The organism is Oscillospiraceae bacterium (assembly GCA_035380125.1).
Taxonomy (GTDB): Bacteria; Bacillota; Clostridia; order Oscillospirales; family JAKOTC01; genus DAOPZJ01.
The window spans coordinates 1-14,504 of the sequence record DAOSWV010000007.1 but is presented as its reverse complement, the minus strand read 5'-3'; the positions used below and the strand labels follow the sequence as shown (position 1 = coordinate 14,504).

General features: G+C 49.9%; 14 protein-coding genes and 1 riboswitch. Of the genes, 12 read left to right on the top strand and 2 right to left on the bottom strand.

The features are described 5' to 3' along the window. The first annotated feature begins 97 nt into the window (after positions 1 to 97). Positions 98 to 194, top strand: a riboswitch (THF riboswitch). Positions 195 to 272: 78 nt separating this feature from the next. Further along, entirely contained in the window at positions 273 to 2,066 is a 1,794-nt protein-coding gene (locus tag PK629_03585) for a folate family ECF transporter S component (protein HOP10554.1), read from the top strand. 110 nt (positions 2,067 to 2,176) lie between these two features. On the opposite strand, the gene PK629_03580 is transcribed toward PK629_03585, so the two are convergent. Then, positions 2,177 to 3,871 (bottom strand): AMP-binding protein, encoded by a 1,695-nt coding sequence (locus PK629_03580; GenBank protein HOP10553.1) that lies wholly within the window; start codon positions 3,869 to 3,871, stop codon positions 2,177 to 2,179. A 135-nt stretch (positions 3,872 to 4,006) separates the two neighbouring features. Further along, entirely contained in the window at positions 4,007 to 4,195 is a 189-nt protein-coding gene (gene rpmB / locus PK629_03575) for a 50S ribosomal protein L28 (protein ID HOP10552.1), read from the bottom strand. Between the two features lie 229 nt (positions 4,196 to 4,424). On the opposite strand from rpmB, the gene PK629_03570 reads away from it, so the two are divergent. From PK629_03570 to PK629_03520, 11 genes are all read left to right on the top strand, one after another. After that, positions 4,425 to 4,793, top strand: coding sequence for a BlaI/MecI/CopY family transcriptional regulator (locus PK629_03570; protein HOP10551.1), 369 nt, complete (start codon positions 4,425 to 4,427; stop codon positions 4,791 to 4,793). Between the two features lie 24 nt (positions 4,794 to 4,817). Next, a complete protein-coding gene (locus tag PK629_03565) occupies positions 4,818 to 6,476 on the top strand; it encodes a M56 family metallopeptidase (protein HOP10550.1) in 1,659 nt (552 codons plus the stop codon). 144 nt (positions 6,477 to 6,620) lie between these two features. Further along, positions 6,621 to 8,648, top strand: coding sequence for a hypothetical protein (locus PK629_03560; GenBank protein ID HOP10549.1), 2,028 nt, complete (start codon positions 6,621 to 6,623; stop codon positions 8,646 to 8,648). A 192-nt stretch (positions 8,649 to 8,840) separates the two neighbouring features. Continuing rightward, positions 8,841 to 9,497: a site-2 protease family protein gene (locus PK629_03555; GenBank protein HOP10548.1), complete on the top strand. Its 657-nt coding sequence runs from the start codon at positions 8,841 to 8,843 to the stop codon at positions 9,495 to 9,497. Beyond that, entirely contained in the window at positions 9,494 to 10,213 is a 720-nt protein-coding gene (locus tag PK629_03550) for a segregation/condensation protein A (protein ID HOP10547.1), read from the top strand. Before PK629_03555 ends, PK629_03550 begins: the two co-directional genes overlap by 4 nt. 83 nt (positions 10,214 to 10,296) lie before the next feature. Further along, positions 10,297 to 10,914, top strand: coding sequence for an SMC-Scp complex subunit ScpB (gene scpB, locus PK629_03545; GenBank protein ID HOP10546.1), 618 nt, complete (start codon positions 10,297 to 10,299; stop codon positions 10,912 to 10,914). 5 nt (positions 10,915 to 10,919) lie between these two features. After that, the gene (locus tag PK629_03540; GenBank protein ID HOP10545.1) at positions 10,920 to 11,564 is read left to right on the top strand and encodes a hypothetical protein; all 645 of its coding nucleotides are present in this window, start codon (positions 10,920 to 10,922) and stop codon (positions 11,562 to 11,564) included. Between the two features lie 35 nt (positions 11,565 to 11,599). Further along, entirely contained in the window at positions 11,600 to 12,016 is a 417-nt protein-coding gene (gene ytfJ, locus PK629_03535; protein HOP10544.1) for a GerW family sporulation protein, read from the top strand. A 106-nt stretch (positions 12,017 to 12,122) separates the two neighbouring features. Beyond that, positions 12,123 to 13,310 (top strand): D-alanyl-D-alanine carboxypeptidase family protein, encoded by a 1,188-nt coding sequence (locus PK629_03530; protein ID HOP10543.1) that lies wholly within the window; start codon positions 12,123 to 12,125, stop codon positions 13,308 to 13,310. Between the two features lie 41 nt (positions 13,311 to 13,351). Beyond that, positions 13,352 to 14,071: a pseudouridine synthase gene (locus tag PK629_03525; GenBank protein ID HOP10542.1), complete on the top strand. Its 720-nt coding sequence runs from the start codon at positions 13,352 to 13,354 to the stop codon at positions 14,069 to 14,071. 16 nt (positions 14,072 to 14,087) lie between these two features. Then, a complete protein-coding gene (locus PK629_03520; protein HOP10541.1) occupies positions 14,088 to 14,411 on the top strand; it encodes a hypothetical protein in 324 nt (107 codons plus the stop codon). Positions 14,412 to 14,504: the final 93 nt, after the last annotated feature.

Below are 14,504 nucleotides of genomic sequence, written 5' to 3'. Positions count from 1 at the left end.
TTTTGTATTTTTATGCAAAACGGGCAAGAGCGCTTGAAAAAGGGGCAGGGGTATGCTATAATACAGACCGCACGGAGATTTCGTGCAACAATTCAATGGCAGAGTAGAAATTTGCGCGTTAAGTGCTGCCCGAACGGGGAGTTGTCGGGCGGACGAAAAGGTTTCTTGCGGTGCAGATTTCGCATCCCGCTGCTGCATACCGAGGATCATTGATTTTCCCGTGTATTTCTCCTTATGCGGCAATTGCCGAATCATAAGGGGGAATTTTATTTATGGACTTTGAACGCTCCAAAAAACTGATACAGGGCGCGGTCAGGCAGGGCAGTTTTCTCGGACTCGAACGGGTATCGGCGTTATTAAAGCTGCTGGGTGACCCGCAGGAAAAAGTCAAATGCGTGCATGTTGCGGGCACCAACGGCAAGGGTTCGGTGGTCGAGATGACCGCCCAAATTCTGCACGCCGCAGGATACAAAACCGGACGTTATACCTCTCCTGCGTTGTTCGAATTCAACGAGCGCATTTCGGTCAACGGCGTCAACATCACCGACAATGAACTAAAAAAGCTGGTTTCATCCGTGAAAATCGCAGCCAAACAGCTTGAAAACAGCTTCGGTGAACTGCCGACCGAATTCGAATTCGTCACGGCGTTGGCGTTTTTGTATTTTGCCGAGAAAAACTGCGATATCGTCGTACTCGAAACCGGATTGGGTGGGCGGCTTGACGCCACCAATGCGATTCAAAATCCCGTCAGCGTGGTCATTACCGCCATCGGCTTCGATCATATGAAAGAACTCGGCGACACGCTTGAACAGATCGCGGGTGAAAAAGCCGGTATTATCAAACCGGGCAGTGACGTGGTCAGTTATGTGCAGGAGCCGGAGGCGGCAAAGGTCATTGAAGCCCGCTGCAAGGAGACGGATTCACGTCTTTATATCGCCGAAAATGAAAAAATTGCCGTCAAATCCTGTGACCGCAACGGGTTGGTATTCGATTACGGCGAATTGAAAGATTTACGCCTTTCGCTTTGCGGTGATTACCAGGGCAAAAACGTTGCGGTTGTGCTGAAAAACGTCGAGGTACTGCGCCAAAAGGGGTTTGAAATCACGGATTCGGCCATTCGAAAAGGTTTGCATAAAGCGGTTTGGCCGGGACGCATGGCCTTTATCTCGAAAAAGCCGGTCGTCCTGTTTGACGGCGCACACAATCTCCACGGGGTAAAAGCCTTGACGTCTTCGTTAAAACAGATGTTCCCGAATCAAAAATTTATCTTTGTCATGGGGGTTTTAGCCGACAAGGATTACCGTGAGATGATCGCGGAATTTACGCCGTTGGCCGCTCATGTAATTACCGTCGCGCCGCCGAATCCCCGCGCATTACTCCCCGATGAACTTGCCAAGAATATCTCCGAATACGTGAAAAACGTACATTCTGCAAACAGCATCAAAAAGGGTATTGCTGAAGCAAAAGCGTTACAAAAAAAGACCGGCTTGCCGATCTGCTGTTTCGGTTCGCTGTATTCGGCCAAAGAGGTTTATGATTGTTTTCCGGAGGCCCAAAAGCCCAAAATGACCGGTCATGAGATTCTGAAAATGGTCGTAACAATGGCGTTGATGATCGCGCTGGAGGTTGTCCTGCATCGGTTTTTGTCGATCAAATTGCCGACGGTGCAGTTCCATCTCGGGTTTTTGCCGATTGCGGCGCTTGCGATTCTTTACGGACCGTGGGCCGGATTGGCTTGGGGCATCGCGGAATTCTTAGGAGCAATCTTGTTTCCGGTCGGCGCGTATTTTCCGGGATTCACAATTTCATCCGCGCTTTTCGGTGTGGTACTCGGTCTGTTCCTTTATCGCTACCGATATAAGTTCTGGAAAGTGGTTGTCGCCTCTGTCATCTGCACGATTGCATTTTCACTGTGCCTCGATACGTTCTGGCTGGTTCAATTCTTCGGGCAGGGTTTTATTGCAATTCTTCCCATCCGTCTGATCAAAGCGGGCGTTCTGATCGCGCTTCAAATCGCACTCATCCCGCCGCTGTATCAACTGTTGAAAAAGCAGAAATTATTATAGAAGAACAAGAATGTAGGGGGCGGATATCATCCGCCCGCAGAAACAACGATATATTAAAAAACGATCCCGTGGCGTTTCGCCACGGGATCGTTTTATGTCAGGGTATCAATTTAAAATGCGATTTTCTTATATTCGTCAATGACCGATTCGATAATGCCGAACCGCTTGATCTTGCGGGAGGTGTTCTTGACGAATTCCTCTCTGCGCACGATGGTAACGGTCATGCGTTTATAGGCGGGGACGATCTTGTTGACCTCTTCCACAGCCGCCTCGAGTTTGGCTTTGACCTGCTGGTCGGTGTAGCCGGGACCGTATTCTTCTGTGAACTTTTCCTCGTCGGGTACGACGATGGCCACAATGTCATAATCGCGTTTGCGCTCGTTCATAATACCCACGATGACGCTTTCCAACACAAACGGATCGCGTGCCAGATAGGTCTCGAGTTCCTCGGGGAAGACGTTTTTGCCGTTGGCCGTGACGATGACGTTCTTTTTGCGGCCGGTGATGTGCAAAAACCCGTCGTCGTCGATATATCCGAGATCTCCGGTATAAAACCATCCGTCGCAAATCACTTCGGAGGTCAGCTCCGGCGCATTATAATAGCCCAGCATGACGTTTGGACCTTTATACCGGATTTCACCGGTGCCGTCGGGGCCGGGGTTAAAAATTTCGAGTTTGCCGTCAGGCGGTGCAAGACCTGCGGAGTCGTCTTTGGAAAAATGGTCGCGGTTGAGCGCGGCAATCGGGGCGCATTCGGTCAAACCGTAGCCCTGAATGGCATTGATGCCGAGATCGTGCAGCCCCGCCATAATCTGCGGGTCGACTGCGGCGCCGCCGGAGATCAAAAGGCGCAGATGACCGCCGAAGGTGCTGTGGATATCTTTGAACAGTTTCTTGGACATATCGATACCGGCTTTTTTGAGGGCATTGTTCAGCTTAATTGCCTTTTTCAAGGTCTGGGCCTTTCCCTTTTTTTCGGCGCCCTGCCAGATCTTTTTATGCATCGATTCAATCAGAACGGGAACGCAGAGCATAACCGTGACCTTGGCCTCCTGCATGTTCTTAGTGATATAGCGAAGGCCTTCACAATAAGCGATGGTGCTGCCGCGGTAGATTTGGCAAAGGTAACCGCAGGTGCATTCATAGGTGTGGTGCAGGGGCAGCACGGACAAAAAGATATCCTTGTCGTCGATATAGCACATCATGCACATCTGCATCAGGTCAAAGCAGATATTGGTCTGGGAGAGCATAACGCCTTTTGAGACGCCGGTTGTGCCTGAGGTGAACAACAAAATCGAGAGTATGTCGGGATCGATCGGGGCGTTCAAATATTTTTCCTCGCCGTTGGCAATCAGTTTCGCGCCTTTATCGATAAAACCTTCAAGCTGAGAGAACGGGATTTTCACCACGCCGCGGATGGGTTCGATCTTCGGGGCGACGGCTTCCGAGTAAATAATCAGTGCCGCCTGTGACAGATTGATGATGTTTTCAATCTCCTCGGCGGGAAGCTCCTTGTCCACGGGAACGATAACGCCGAGTCCGCAGACCGTGGCCATATAGGTCAGCGCCCATTCATAACAGTTTTCGCCGATCACTACGACGCGTTTTCCGCTGTATCCCAAATCCCACAGTGCGGTTCCCAAGGCCTCGACGTCGGACCGGAAACGTTTATAGCTGATGGGTTTATAGACACCGTCGTCTTTAACCAAAAAGGCGGTATGGTCGCCGTAAATCTCCACGCTGGAGCGCATCATCTGCCGGATATCGGTAATATATCGGACCTTATAATTTCGTTTGCTATTCATTTATTCAACCTCTTTTCGTTCGATTTGCGAAAAAGACACAACTTTATTTTACAACAACGGAAATTGAAATGCAACCCGAAAACGAAAGAAGGGACGGAAATCAATCCGTCCCGCGTCTGGCAAGATTATGAAAACTCAGACAGCGCGTTCGACTTTGTTGGAACGCAGGCAGCGTGTGCAGACGTGAACTCTTTTCGGGGTTCCGTTAACGATGGCCTTAACACGGCGCACATTGGGTTTCCAGGTTCTGTTGGAACGTCTGTGCGAGTGGGAGACCTTGATTCCGAAAACAACTTCTTTTCCGCAGATATCACATTTCGCCATATATGATCATCCTTTCTTGTACATGATGAATGGTTAATAACATCGAAATAAAACTGTCTTTGGCTCGACAGCCCGTCTATTTTAACACAGTTATGGCCAAGATGCAAGCGGTTTCGCAAAATATTTTAAGATTTTTCGAAAAATGGGTAGACAACTGTGTACCTGTTTGCTATACTGTAATCAGGTTGACAGATGTGTACCAAAACAAAGGATAAAAGAGGTCTTATGAATGAATCTTTCTGACGGCGAATGGAAGCTGATGAATCGGCTCTGGCAGGATGGACCCAACACCATTATGCGCCTGACCGAGGCGCTCAAGCCCGAGACCGGCTGGAGCAAGCATACGGTAATCACGATGCTTGCGCGGCTCGAGGCAAAAGGTGCGGTACGCCATGAAGAGGGTGAACGGGCAAAAACGTATTTTTCGACGGTCGAGCGGGAGGAGGCATCGGCGGCGGAGACCGAGAATTTTCTCTCCAAGGTTTATAACGGACAGTTGGGGAGCATGGTGAATGCGATGGTCGATCAAAAAGCGCTCTCTAAACAAGAAATCGACGAACTTTATGAAATCTTGAAACGGGCGGAAGAAAGCAAGTAACTTAAATCCGGCGGAAGGGAGGTCATGAACATGACAGAACTGTTGATTACATCCTCGATATTGATCATTATCGTCGCAGCATTGCGGTTTGCACTAAAAAACAAACTTTCCCGGAGGATTCGGTATGCGCTTTGGGGCGTGGTCGTATTGCGCCTGATGTTGCCGTTTTCACTGTTCGAAAGCCCGATTTCGGCAGTTGATTCCGATACCGTTTCTGCGGTTCATAGCGTCGCACAGACCACACAGATTGCGGTACTGCCGTATGAATCGTACACGCTCGAAGAGTATGCCGAAGGTAACAGTATTCCTCTTGAACAGGCACAAGCGGAAGTCGGCGCATCCGAGCTCGAAGCGGCTTCGGTCAAACGTCAAACCATCCCGCTTGAGACGCTGCTCAAATGGATTTGGTTCGGCGGCGCGGCAGTGGCGGCGGTTTGGTTTTTTATCAGGAATACCGTATTTTATATCAAACTTCTAACAGTCCGCGTTCCGGTTGAAACCGAATGCAAATTAAAAGTATATCAGGCGGATTTTCTGCATTCGCCGTGTTTGTTCGGATTGCTCAAACCTGCTGTCTATCTCAACGAAAAAGCGCTTGCCGATGAAAACACGACAAAAACGGTATTGACACATGAACTCTGCCACTATACACACGCCGACAATCTCTGGTCGTTTGTGCGGTGCGCCTTGCTGGCGGTCTATTGGTTTGACCCGTTCGTCTGGATGGCGGCGGCGATGTCCAGAACCGACTGCGAATCGGCCTGCGACGAGGCGGCCGTGAAAAAACTCGGCGAGGAAAACCGCATTGCATACGGTAAAACCCTCATCGGCATGATCGAAGTCAAGAAAACGCCCGTAGGGTTGACCTGCGCGGCCACCACCATGGTATCGGGCAAAAACGGGATAAAGGAGCGTGTGAAGATGATTGTCAAAAATCATAAGACACGGGCATGGGCTGCGGTTGTGATGGCATTGATAATGGTACTTACCATCGGCTGCACCTTCGGCACCACCCCACCTGAAGGGGGAATTGTCACTAATGAGGATATGAAACTCGGTGAACTCAAAATCGGTTTGACAATGAATGAGGTCAAATCCATCTTGGGCGAGCCGACCAGAACAGGTGAATATAATATGGACGATTTGGCAGAACCTTATGAAGCGATCAGACCTTATCATTTCGGAGATTGTTATCAATGGAGATATGATAAAGAGCTTATATTGAGTTTTTATCGTTTCGAAGAAGGCGACGATGACGAATATCAGCTTGGCGGAATAGCTCTTGGGAATGATAAATACACGTTGCCAAACGGCTTGAAAGTGGGCTCAAAATTGATCGAGGTTGTAGAGGCCTACTCTTGGGATGAGAGTTACGGAGTGATAATTTCTGATTTTAAAAGTCCGGACATCCGTAAGGATGATTACGAACAGTCAGCTTATTATCTCTACGGCGGGGTTTGGCCGGATGAATCGGACGAAGTGCGTACCGAAGCGGTCGGAACCGCTTATATAAATCAATATCAAATTAATTCGGGAACTAATTGCTATATGATCAACTACGATTGGTGTCCGAAGGGCAGTTTTGGCTGGAACGGCTGTTATATTCTGCGTTTTGATACGGACGTGAGACAGGAAATCAATATGATTGTAATATCATACATACCGACGATATATTTAGATTAAATAAAACGAGTTAAATAAACCCACCCCGCGTGTTTCCACGCGGGGTGTTCTTGTTTCTGTGGGATTGACAATATTAGGCTATTGAGTATAATATATTTTACGGGAAGGATATTTTGGATAAGAGTAACAAGAGAGGGCCGTTATATGATAAAAAGCAACAAGATCAAGATTTTTGTATGTATGATGCTGTCGTTGCTAATGACGCTTTGCATCGGCTGCACCCCCGGCACCGCAGGGCAAAAACAACCGGTCACATCCGCTGAGATGACCATTGCCGGACTGCGGCTCGGCATGACAATGGATGAAGTGCAGAATCTTTTTGGAGAACCGGTCTCGACCGAAGCCATAGCGATGGACGGGACGCACGGCGCTGTGATCTGGGAATATGACGGTCTGACGCTTTCTTTTCCGCGTTATATGCCGGTCGTGCCCGAGGTTCAAATACAACCGCTGGCCAGTATCACGATTCAAAGCGACGCTTATGCGCTCGAGAACGGGCTGAGGATCGGATCGGGATATGATCGGGTATTGAACACCTATGCCAAAGACAGCAGTCGGGGCGAGCAGTCAAGCGATTTTACCGCCGAACTTCTCATGACCGGCACTCAGACGAGCGAAGAAATAGCGGACACCGTCACCTATATCTACCGGGATCTGGCGGACGAAGATCAGACCGGGTTGGGAACAGCTTTTGAATATTCTTCTGAAAACGGAGCTGTTGTGAACTATTGCTGGGATCCATCCGATTCGGATAAATATCCGGTGCTGTCATACACTTTTGATCAGAACGGGACCGTGACGGAAATCAGCATTTCCGACGCAAGCCGCAATTATATCTCAATTGGCGGAATTGTGATGCCCGATGATCTGGCGCTTGACGATATAAAACTCGGATTCACCATGGATGAAGTACGATATTTGTTGGGAGAGCCGACAAAAATCGTGGACTCGGACGACCTTGAGGAAAACACCTTTATATACGGGCATTATTATGATTGGTATTATGGTGAAGATTTAATATTGACGTTTTATCAGTTCAACGGAATATTGACAGCACCATTTCAACTCGGTAGCGTTGTTTCATTGAGCGATTCCTATCATCTGCTGAGTTTTTTAAGGGTCGGAGACACATTCAGCGAGGTCATTCAGGCTTATGGGCGGGATGAGCATTTCGGAGAAGACGCCCTCGGAGGCGACGGAGATTCGTTCGGATACTATCTCTACGGAGGATCCATGGTTGGGAGTCATGATGAATTTCCGCTCACCAAGGCGGTTGGAACGGCGTATACGGACAATGATTTTGATGACGGTAACGGAAAGATCGCCTATCACTGGTATCCGGCCGGCAGTTACGGTTTCGAAAACAGTTATGGATTGGTTATTTACATGGATGCCGATATGACCGTCAGCAGCATTAGAATTTACTACAACTCGATGATGGATGCGGAGCAGGCGGTAGAGGGTCCTGGAACGCCTTCGGACGGTACCGAGCCAATCGTCGAATACCCCGATTGGAGCACTTGGACAAGGCCGATCGAGCGTCATGATTTAATCAGCTATGACGAACTGCTGGCCAAAATGCCCACGATCACCTCCAACGCCGACGCCTCCCGCTTCACCGCGGAGGATGCCGTTGCCGCCGGAGTCCGCGACGGCGACACGTTCAATTCCATTAAAAAGAAACTGGGTGACCCGATTGCAATATATGATGATCGCGGCGTTGAGGGGCTCATGCGTTACTATCTGTATGACGGCGTCTATTTCGCGTTTTTCAAAGAGATTTCCGAAGACGGCGGAGAGACCTATGAAACATATGAAAACGGCAGTATCGTGATGTCGGCGGTCATTTTCGGCGAGGGCATCGAAGGTCCGCGCGGAATCAAGATCGGAGATACTTTTCAATCGGTGATGTCCATGTATCCGCAGGATCGGGATTACCTTGGAAGCGGCGCTCTTTTTTACGGCAAATACGCTTTCAGCGGCCCGTCCGGCAAGGTCTATGTGTCGGATATTACCGGCTTCAACGATCCGTTCGGCGAATCGGAAGGCCCGGGTTGTCCGGAAATCGTTTTAATTCCGGACGGGACTTTGCCGTTTGTAAAACTGTTTTTCGATGACAATTTAATCTTGAGAGAAATTCGAGTTTATTATGAGGTCTATCCGTTCGGCTGATTTACTTGTTTCAATCCGCCCCGCGTGAAACACGCGGAGCGGATTTTGCTGTGAAAGATGTTGCCGGCCGGGATGATTTATCTTCATTTCACCTTGACGGAAAAAGGTAATTACGATATAATAGAAAGGTACAATGCGTAGGAATTATTCTGCTTAGTTTATAATGGAGCGAAAATAAGAAAAATGCTGCAAATGCTTGGAACGGGGGCAAGTTTCCCCGAAATCATTATCAATATTTTTTTAATCGGACTGGCGCTGATCATCGTGATGCCGGTGCATGAGTTTGCGCATGCTTTCACGGCCTATAAACTTGGTGACACCTCGCAGCTGACACAGGGCCGATTGACCTTGAACCCGCTTAAACATCTCGACCCGTTTGGTGCTGTTTGTATTCTGCTGACCGGTTTCGGTTGGGCAAAACCGGTCTACATCAACGGATCACTGTTAAAAAAGGGCGGAAAATTCGCCAACAGTTTTGTGGCGCTGGCCGGTCCGTTTTCCAATGTGCTCTTAGCAATTATCTTTGCATTTTTATACCGATTGATCGGTCGGCTTTTCGATGTTTCGGCCGGATTCGGTTCGGTGGTTGAACTCTTCGTCATCGTAGTTTTCATGATCAGCATCAACCTTGCGATTTTTAACCTGATTCCGGTTCCGCCTTTGGATGGCTTTGGCATCATCAATCCGCTGCTCCCGTTAAAAGCGCAGATGTTCGTGCGTAAATATCAACAGGGATTTTCAATCGTTTTCATCATCTTGCTGGTGACGGGTGTGCTGACGACGCCGGTCGTTTTTGTCTCCAGCTGGCTGCAAAACCTGATCATGGAAGGGGTGTCGCTGATTCTATGAGCGTACAGCACCCCACGGTCAAAGTCGAGACCTTTGAAGGCCCATTGGATCTCTTGCTTTTTCTGATCGCCAAAAACAAGGTCAGCATTCTCGACATCCCGATCGCCGATATTTTTGAGCAGTATACCCAATACCTCGACGTGCTGCGCGAGGACAACATCGAGATCGCCAGTGATTTTCTTGAGATGGCGGCGCGACTGGTCTACATAAAAACCGCCATGCTGCTGCCCAAGAGTGAGGAAGGCGACCAGCTCAAACAGGAGCTCGCGCAGGAGCTGATGGAATATCAGGTCTGCCGGATTGCGGCGGAAAAGCTGCGCGAAACGGCGGCATTTGACACCTTTACCCGCGAACCGTCCGAGATTGAGGTGGACAGGCAGTATACCCGAATCCACGAGGTCACGATTCTCACTGCGGCTTTTTTAACGATACTGGGCCGCGCAAAACGCCGTCTGCCGCCCAAGGAGAGCGACTTCACCGAATATGTCGCAAAGCCGATTGTGCCGGTGGCCTGGGGCGTTTACAGCGTCATCAAGCAGTTAAAACGCAGAAAGCACGCGTCGATCGAGAAACTCTTTTCCGACTGTACCAAGCGCGACCAGATGATCGCCGTTTTTATGGCGTTGCTGGAACTGGTCAAGGCCGGACGCGTGATTATGGATAACGACCTATCGCTGACTTTGAGAGAAAATAAGGGGAGTGAGTTTGAAAAATGAATTTTCAAACCTGGAGTTTAATTTATTTGGTCATAACCAAATAAATTAAACATCCTCAAATCTACGAATGGAAGGCTATGACTATGCCGATTGAAGCGGGAACAACCGAACAGGTCGATCTGAAACAACTTGAGCAGGCACTCGAGGCCATTTTGTTCACGGCGGGTGAGCCGGTGGCTGCCCAGCGGTTGGCGCAGGCGCTTGAAATCGACGAATTCACCCTAAAAAAGGTCACGCTTGCGCTCGAAGATCGGCTTTCACGTGAAAGCGGACTGGCACTCTGGAACGTCGAAGACCGCTATCAGCTGGTCACTAAACCCGAGACCGCCGAGACCGTCCGAAAATCCATGGAAATTCGCCGTGACATCCCGTTGTCACCCGCAGCATTTGAGGTGCTCGCCATCATCGCCTACCGCCAGCCGGTCACCAAGGCTTATGTCGAACAGACCCGCGGCGTCGACTGCAGCGGCATCATCTCCAATCTTGTGATAAAGGGCCTGATTGAAGAAAAAGGGCGGCTCGAACTGCCGGGCAGACCGCTTTTATACGGCACAACCGACAATTTCCTGCGTTGTTTCGGCATCGAGACCCTCGAACAGCTGCCCGATCTGACCGAGATTGAACTCGAGGCAGGGCAGAATGCCGCCGACAGCGCCGAGGATTCCGATCAAGAACCGCTGCCCATCGGCGCGGACACTTAATTGTTATGTGGGCGCTGTACGTTTTCGGCGGCCTCGCGGTTCTCATCACCGCGTTATTGCTGTCCGACGTCTGCATCGACATCACCTACGATCATGCGTTTCTGATCAAAGCGGGTCTTTGGCGGGCGAATATTGTTTTATTCCCCGAAGACCGAAAGAAACCCAAAAAGGAAAAAGAAAAGGAAGAGCCTAAAGAAGAAAAAACCGAGGAAAAAGAAGAATCCAAGCCCGACCTGCAGGAACTCGCCGGTCAGATCAAATCCATTTTGGGGTTGCTCGGAAGAGCATTGAAAAAAGCCCGTTTGAAACCCTGTAAAATTCACATTGTCGCGGCGGCGGGTGACGCGGCCAAAACCGCGATTTTGTACGGGACCTTTTGCGCCGGGCTCACAGCGGTACAGACCGTACTGAACGAATTGTTCGGACGGTATGAAAGCGATTTTTTGGTGCTGTGGGATTACGAAGGCAAAAATACAAGCGTCGAAGCCGATTTGAAAATCCGTATTCGAATCTTTTGGATACTGACGATTCTGTGGCCCGTGATCCTGCGCTATATCGCAAATCCCGATCTCGGCCTCGAAGCGGCGCTGACCGGAAAAAAATCCCCGAAAAAGCAAAAAACTCCGCAAAAGCGGAATAAAAAATCATAACCCGTTCAAACATATACGGTGAAAGGAAGGTCACTATGGAAATGCATCCTCTGTCTTCAATCATGCAGACTACGATGGAGAACATCAAGCAGATGGTGGACGTCAACACAATCGTCGGTACACCGGTCACAGCTCCGGACGGCACGATGATCATTCCGGTGTCAAAAGTCTCGTTCGGATTCGCTTCGGGCGGCTCCGATTTTGACGGCAAAACCGCGCCCAAAACGAATTTCGGAGGCGGCGGAGGCGCCGGCGTCACAATCAACCCGATCGCATTTTTAGTGGTCTCTTCCGAGGGCGTCCGATTGATTCCGATCGGTTCGTCCGGCGAGCCGGTGGACAGAGTCGCGGCTCTGGTACCGGAGATGTTCGATAAAGTTGTCTCGCTTTTCAAAAAGGATAAAGAAAAAGATAAAGACAAGAAATCCGAAATGACAACGGACGGCGAATAACGGCGGACAGGCGGCATAAAATTCAAGGGGATATCCCTGAATTTTGTATGGATGCGGTTAAACGCCGTATGTCCGTATGCCGACCTGAGAGGAGTGCCGAAATCACATGAGGAAAAAACTCGTCGCGCTTGCCGCCGTTCTTGCAGCAGCGGCCATCTGCTTTTCACTGATTTTTAATCCGGGTACAAGTCCTGTTGCCGGGGAAATTGTCGATGTTTTAAAACCGGTTTCAGAGGTCTTGACGGTTTCGCAAAACGACATCAGCGCAGAAGCCGCCGTAATCATTGAGGCCGACAGCCGCAAGATCATCTGGAGCAAAAACGCGGACGAATTGCTGCCGATGGCCAGCACGACCAAAATCATGACGGCAATGCTGACCCTTCAACAGCAAAACCTGGATGACTATTTCACGGTCGACACTGCGGCCATTACCGTCGAGGGTTCTTCAATGGGATTGCGGGTCGGCGACCAAGCGTCTTTACGGGCGCTTGCCGTGGGTATGCTAACCGTCTCGGGCAACGACGCGGCCAATGCCGCCGCAGTGCGTATCTGTGGGTCGATTTCAAAATTTGTCGAGCTGATGAATCGGACTGCTGTTGAGATCGGCATGAAAAACACATCATTTGCCACGCCGAGCGGACTGGATGCCAAAAATCATTATTCCACGGCTTACGATATGGCTTTATTGGCCGCCGAAGCGTTGGAGAATGAAGAATTCAGAACCATCTGTTCCTCCAAATCAGCGGAGGCGACCTATGGCAATCCGCCGTACCGCCGCCTGCTGATGAATAACAACCGCATGCTGCGCAGCTACGACGGCGCCATCGGCGTTAAGACCGGTTTTACCAAAAAATCGGGTCGTTGTCTGGTCTCGGCGGCAGAGCGGGACGGCATCACGATCATCTGCGTCACATTAAACGCGCCTAACGATTGGGCCGACCATACCGCTTTGCTGGATTTGGGCTTTTCTTCGGTTGAGTTATTATCGTTTACACCGGAGCAAATCGAATATAATGTCCCTGTAGCGGGCACAACGCAGAATATTTCGGTAATCCCCTCCGGAAGCGCGAGTGTGGCTTGTATCGCGGGGGACCGAAATGCCGTAATCACAAAAATCAACCTGCCGGAGTTTGTAAATGCACCGATCCGCGCCGGGGATACGCTCGGGAATATCGAATATATCTACAACGACCGTGTGGTCGCCAAAATTTCTTTGATCGCACTCAGCGACTGCATTGACCCTCAGGCGAAAACACCGGGATTTTTCGAACGCCTATTCGGCAGAAAGGATTAAAGTTTGAAAATAATTTTTCAGATGAAGGATGGTAAAAATATATGCCTGATGCAGGAGAACGCATACAAAAATTGATGTCGGAGTGGGGAATCTGCTCCCGTCGCGCTGCCGAAAAGCTGATTGAGCAGGGCAGGGTGAAGCGCAACGGAAGACCGGTCTCGCTGGGTGAAAAAGCGACCTCGCGGGATCTTTTAACCGTCGACGGGGAGCGCATCGGCCCGACCGTCGACCGAAAAATTTACATAATGCTAAACAAACCGCGTGGCTATGTCACCACCGCGAAGGACGAGTTGGGACGTAAGTGCGTCACCGATCTGGTGGCCGATCTCAATACGCGCCTTTATCCGGTCGGACGGCTTGACCGTGATTCCGAAGGGCTTTTGCTTTTAACAAACGACGGTGCGTTTGCACAGAAGATTTCGCACCCGTCTTATGAAGTCGGCAAAACCTACCGCGTGACCGTGGAAGGCAAGATCACGCCCGAGACCGAACTGGCTTTTTTAGAGGGCGTGGACAGTGAGGGTGAACTCCTGAACGTCAAACGGATTCAGCTGATCGAGGAAAAAGAGAACCGTACTGTGCTGGAAATTGCACTCACCGAGGGCAAAAACCGCCATATCCGCCGCATCTGTGAGGTGTTGGGGCTCTCGGTTCTGCGGTTGAAGAGAATCGCCGAAGGCGGGGTGAAATTGGGCGGGCTTCCGGTTGGGAAATATCGCGAATTGACCCCGCAGGAGGTTGCGACGCTGAAAAACAGATAAAAGGTGTACACAAGCAATGATTTGTATCAAGCGCAACGATTTAAATAACGGACAATTTTGCTGGATTGCAGAGGATGCGGACGGCGTAATCGGACGAATCGCCGTCAATGCGGGAGATATTCCCGAAGTGACGCAGTTGGAATTTCAACAAAAAGAGATCGGTGACGGTCTGATCAAGGCCGCCGCTGCATTTTTTGCCACCGCCGGGGTGCAAAAAATGCGTATTTCAATTGATTCGGACGAGGTTAAAGCGGCCGCTTTGGCCGCAGGATTTTTACAGACCAAGACCGGATTTGAACTGGATCCCACAAACGTCAAACGAAACTGCGGGGGGCATTAAAAAACGGAAAATGGCTTGCTTTTGCGGAAAAATTGTAGTTGTAGGTTTGTCAATGATGTGTTACAAAAAGGATAAAGGAAAAAGGATTACGGA

Excerpts from the sequence above, each read along its gene's own strand:
- PK629_03560 (HOP10549.1), top strand. The coding sequence starts at position 6,621 with ATGATAAAAAGCAACAAGATCAAGATTTTTGTATGTATGATGCTGTCG.
- PK629_03525 (HOP10542.1), top strand. The coding sequence starts at position 13,352 with ATGCCTGATGCAGGAGAACGCATACAAAAATTGATGTCGGAGTGGGGA.
- PK629_03530 (HOP10543.1), top strand. The coding sequence starts at position 12,123 with ATGAGGAAAAAACTCGTCGCGCTTGCCGCCGTTCTTGCAGCAGCGGCC.
- PK629_03540 (HOP10545.1), top strand. The coding sequence starts at position 10,920 with ATGTGGGCGCTGTACGTTTTCGGCGGCCTCGCGGTTCTCATCACCGCG.
- PK629_03565 (HOP10550.1), top strand. The coding sequence starts at position 4,818 with ATGAACATGACAGAACTGTTGATTACATCCTCGATATTGATCATTATC.
- PK629_03580 (HOP10553.1), bottom strand. The coding sequence starts at position 3,871 with ATGAATAGCAAACGAAATTATAAGGTCCGATATATTACCGATATCCGG.
- PK629_03520 (HOP10541.1), top strand. The coding sequence starts at position 14,088 with ATGATTTGTATCAAGCGCAACGATTTAAATAACGGACAATTTTGCTGG.
- PK629_03550 (HOP10547.1), top strand. The coding sequence starts at position 9,494 with ATGAGCGTACAGCACCCCACGGTCAAAGTCGAGACCTTTGAAGGCCCA.
- scpB (HOP10546.1), top strand. The coding sequence starts at position 10,297 with ATGCCGATTGAAGCGGGAACAACCGAACAGGTCGATCTGAAACAACTT.
- ytfJ (HOP10544.1), top strand. The coding sequence starts at position 11,600 with ATGGAAATGCATCCTCTGTCTTCAATCATGCAGACTACGATGGAGAAC.
- PK629_03555 (HOP10548.1), top strand. The coding sequence starts at position 8,841 with ATGCTTGGAACGGGGGCAAGTTTCCCCGAAATCATTATCAATATTTTT.
- rpmB (HOP10552.1), bottom strand. The coding sequence starts at position 4,195 with ATGGCGAAATGTGATATCTGCGGAAAAGAAGTTGTTTTCGGAATCAAG.
- PK629_03570 (HOP10551.1), top strand. The coding sequence starts at position 4,425 with ATGAATCTTTCTGACGGCGAATGGAAGCTGATGAATCGGCTCTGGCAG.
- PK629_03585 (HOP10554.1), top strand. The coding sequence starts at position 273 with ATGGACTTTGAACGCTCCAAAAAACTGATACAGGGCGCGGTCAGGCAG.